The sequence below is a fragment of the Psychrobacter sp. Ps3 genome, assembly GCF_022129275.1.
Lineage (GTDB): Bacteria > Pseudomonadota > Gammaproteobacteria > Pseudomonadales > Moraxellaceae > Psychrobacter > Psychrobacter submarinus.
Genome location: NZ_JADQAL010000066.1, coordinates 1 through 3,987 on the forward strand (window position 1 = coordinate 1; position 3,987 = coordinate 3,987).

Annotated in this window: 5 protein-coding genes; 4 read left to right on the forward strand and 1 reads right to left on the reverse strand. The window is 44.5% G+C overall.

Annotation, left to right across the window (positions count from 1 at the left end; translation table 11 throughout):
• Nucleotides 1-23: 23 nt before the first annotated feature.
• Nucleotides 24-236, reverse strand: a complete 213-nt coding sequence (locus I3248_RS12010) for a hypothetical protein (RefSeq protein ID WP_238063976.1) — start codon at nt 234-236, stop codon at nt 24-26.
• A gap of 298 nt (nt 237-534) precedes the next feature.
• Here I3248_RS12010 and I3248_RS12015 point away from each other — a divergent pair, with 298 nt between their 5' ends.
• The 4 genes from I3248_RS12015 to I3248_RS12030 all read left to right on the forward strand — a co-directional run bounded on the left by I3248_RS12015 (nt 535) and on the right by I3248_RS12030 (nt 3,822).
• Complete coding sequence (locus I3248_RS12015; RefSeq protein WP_238063977.1) at nt 535-1,125, forward strand: PepSY domain-containing protein; 591 nt, start codon at nt 535-537, stop codon at nt 1,123-1,125.
• 335 nt (nt 1,126-1,460) lie between these two features.
• On the forward strand, nt 1,461-2,294 hold the full coding sequence (locus tag I3248_RS12020; RefSeq protein ID WP_025644031.1) for an amino acid ABC transporter substrate-binding protein: 834 nt from the start codon (nt 1,461-1,463) through the stop codon (nt 2,292-2,294).
• Nucleotides 2,294-3,031, forward strand: a complete 738-nt coding sequence (locus tag I3248_RS12025) for an amino acid ABC transporter permease (protein WP_025644029.1) — start codon at nt 2,294-2,296, stop codon at nt 3,029-3,031. Before I3248_RS12020 ends, I3248_RS12025 begins: the two co-directional genes overlap by 1 nt.
• 47 nt (nt 3,032-3,078) lie before the next feature.
• Nucleotides 3,079-3,822 (forward strand): amino acid ABC transporter ATP-binding protein, encoded by a 744-nt coding sequence (locus I3248_RS12030; protein WP_025644028.1) that lies wholly within the window; start codon nt 3,079-3,081, stop codon nt 3,820-3,822.
• The last annotated feature ends 165 nt before the right edge of the window (nt 3,823-3,987 follow it).

Sequence of the window (3,987 nt, forward strand, 5' to 3'; positions counted from 1 at the left end):
ACCTATCTAATAGTCAATATTGGCTAGGTTTGAGTAAGATTTTTGGAACGGTTGTTAGCCATAATGACCAAGCGTTTTTGGCTTAAAAGTGCTTTTTGTATCGTTGCAGGTAAGCTTTCATACGCAAGCGCCGAGATGTCCGTATTATTGCTATTATTCAAAAGCAGCTCAGAGTTGTTGTTAGCGTTATAGCTGCTAGGACTAGCATAAGATAAATCTGATAAGGCAGTTTTCATAGCGGGCTTAATTCTTAGAAGGTTAAGGAAAGATATAGAGGGAAAGAAAGTCAGTATTTTGAGTAAAGTTATGCAAGTATTTTTATCCGACTACTTATGGAAACATCAATAATAACAGTCCTGAAATGGGCGCGTTATTATAGCATTTATGAGTATCAAGCAGCAGCCAGCTATAGAGCTAACATTTCTCTTAAGCCCTAAACAGGAGTAATACATTACGCTACTTTTTTGCTTTGAAACCCTCCTCCAATAAACGTTATGCTATCGACAATACCCTAATACTAATAAGGAGAAAATAATGAAGAAGCATTTTGAAAGGTTTAAACTTACTACGCTAGGATCTGGACTGGCCTTGGCATTAGCCATAGGTACTGTCAGTACGGTATCTCATGCCGATATCAATGATGAAATACGTGCCGCACAAGCTACGAAAATCAGTCTCAAGCAAGCTGTCGATATTGCTAATAAACAAGCAAAAGGCACCTTAATCAGTGCAGAGTTCGATGATGACGATAGCGCTGCTAAAGGCAATGGCGGTGTTTATGAGCTGGAGTTCAGTAATGGCACTACTGAATATGAGATTAAAGTTGATGCTATCAATGGTCAAGTACTTGAGCTAGACACAGACCGTCTAGATAGTGGCGATGTCGACGATTACAATAATCAGCGCCGCGCAAAAATAAGCGCTATGGGTGTGATTAACGCTATCGAAAAACAAGCCAATAGCCGTGTGCTAGAAGTAGAGTTCAAAAACGATCGTGATAATGTTCGTGAAAATGCTGGTCATCCTAGCTATTTTGAGGTCGATATGCTCAGAGATAATCAAATTATTGAGCTAAAAATAGATGCTGAAACGGGTAGAGAGTTTGCTCGTAACGTTAAAAAATAATCGACCTTTATTTATAGGCCTTATTATTCTTAAATAGACCTTAGTATTCTCAAAGAATACTTTTACTTTGCCTCAATCACTGATTGGGGCTTTTTATACATGGCAAACTCAAAAATATAAAACTTTCTTGCCCCATCCTCACTAGCTACTCTTGCAATTTTGCTGTGCAACCTCAACCTTCTGACCTCTGCTCACTATTTTTGTACGTTTTTTTTTGCCCTATGATTACCGAGTCAAGTTAAACTAGTGGTAAATAACCGCACTGATAATAATAACTTTTAATTTGTAACTTATTTAATCTGTAACTTATTTAATCTGTAACTTAAGGATATCCTATGAAACGCCGTGCCCTATTAACTCTAGCAGCTAGCACTGTATTGCTAGCGGCCTGTAGCCAATCTACAACTGATGAGACAGCTAGCAATGCTGATAGTACTACTGAGGGTGGCTCAGAACTGCTACAGCGTATCAATAATGGCGGCACGATCAATGTCGGCACTGAAGGTACTTATCCGCCGTTTACCTACCATGACCAAAGCGGTGAACTGACCGGCTACGACGTGGAAGTCACCCGTGCGGTCGCTGATAAGCTCGGCGTCGATGTTGAGTTTAAAGAAACCCAGTGGGATGCAATGCTAGCAGGTCTCGACTCTAAGCGTTTCGATATGGTGGCCAACCAAGTTAGTCTCACTACCCCTGAGCGCCAAGCAAAGTATGACCTCGCGCAGCCTTATAGCTGGTCTGGCGCTGTGGTACTAGCGCCCACCGATGACAATCGTTATGGCTCGTGGGATAACCTAAAAGGTCTACGTAGCGCCCAGTCGTTAAGCAGTAACTATGGTGAGCTGGCCGAACGCTATCAAGCCGAAATCGTCCCTGTCGATGGTATGGCGCAAGCGATTCAGTTGGTCAAGCAAGACCGCGCTGACTTTACCATGAATGACAATTTGGCCGTACTTGATTATCTAAAAAAATTCCCAGATAGTGGCCTTGAGATCAAACTGGTTGCCCCGGCCGACGAGCAGCGCGGTTCAGGTTTGGTACTATTAAAAGGCAATGACGCTGTCGTGACGAAGTTAAATGAAGCCATGAGCGAGCTGCATGCCGACGGCACGCTGACCAAGCTTAGCGAAGAATTCTTTGGTGCTGATATAAGTCAACAAAAATAATGCTAGCGTCTCTTACTTCAGCGTTAACCGATTTATTGGCACTACTGCCCTTTATGAGTCCTGATCGGGCGCAGATCGTCATCGATTCGTTTTGGCCGATGCTCAAAGGCGGTATCTATTACTCAATACCGCTGGCTTTGATTTCGTTTGCCATCGGTATGATGATTGCGCTGGTCGTGGCGCTGATTCGTATCGTGCCACGTACCGGCTGGCTGCATGAGATTGTCTACCGTCTGGCTCGTATTTATGTCTCGGCGATTCGTGGTACGCCGATGCTGGTGCAGCTATTTATTATCTTTTATGGTTTGCCAAGTGTGGGGGTCAAGCTCGACCCGTTTCCTTCAGCGATTATTGCCTTTTCGCTCAATATCGGTGCTTATGCCTCAGAGACGGTACGTGCCTCGATTTTGTCGATTCCAAAAGGTCAGTGGGAAGCAGGCTCGACGGTCGGTTTGACGTATCTGCAGACCTTTCGCCACGTGATTTTGCCGCAAGCGTTACGGGTATCGGTACCGCCCTTGTCTAATACCTTTATTAGTTTAGTCAAAGACACCTCGCTAGCTTCTTTAGTGCTGGTCACTGAGCTCTTTAAACAAGCGCAGATCATCACCGCACGTAACTATGAGTTTATGCTGGTCTATACCGAAGCGGCTTTTATTTATTGGGCCATTTGTCTGTTCTTGACCTTTATCCAAGGCAAGCTTGAGACGCGTCTTGATCGCTATGTGGCAAAATAGCTTAACCATTAACTGCTAGCTTTTCATTTGTAAACGGAAACGTCTTTATGATTCAAATCACGAACATCCACAAAGCTTTTGGTACCAATCAAGTGCTAAAGGGCATAGATTTGAGCATTGATAAAGGTAAGGTGGTGGTGATATTAGGGCCATCAGGATCAGGCAAAACTACTTTTTTACGCTGTATTAATGCGCTGGAGATTCCTGACCAAGGGGTGATCGCTTTTGATGATAATAGCTTAAGTGTAGATTTTAGCGCTAAGCCAAATAAAAAAAAGCTATTGGCGCTGCAGCGTAAGTCGGGCATGGTGTTTCAGTCTTACAATTTATTTCCGCACAAGACGGCGCTACAGAACTTAATGCTTGGGCCGACCGTAGTACAAGGCGTCTCAAAAGCTGACGCGCAGGCGCAAGCGCTAGCACTACTCAACAAGGTGGGGCTTGCGGACAAAGCCGATCTGTATCCGTTTCAGCTATCAGGTGGTCAGCAGCAGCGCATCGGCATTGCCCGCGCTTTGGCCATTGAGCCGTCGCTGTTGCTATTTGATGAGCCGACCTCAGCGCTTGATCCGGAGCTGGTACAAGATGTGCTTGAGACCATGAAGCAGCTGGCAAGTGAGGGCTGGACGATGGTTGTGGTCACGCATGAAATCAGCTTTGCGCGCGATGTCGCCGATCATGTGGTATTAATTGAGGATGGCCATGTGGTTGAGGAGGGCAGCGCTCAGCAGATGTTTGAGCTATCCACTCACCCGCGTACGCAAGCATTTTTGCAGCGTATTGAGCAATAATAGATTTACAGCCATTCAAATCATCTATCAAATCTTATAGCACCAACCTTTAATTTTAAGCGAAATAAAGCTCCAACTGTGGTGTCATGGTTGGGGCTTTTTTGATAACGATTAGGGCGTGTTGAACATTCACAAATGCGCACTGCTGATCGCTACTAGTTAATC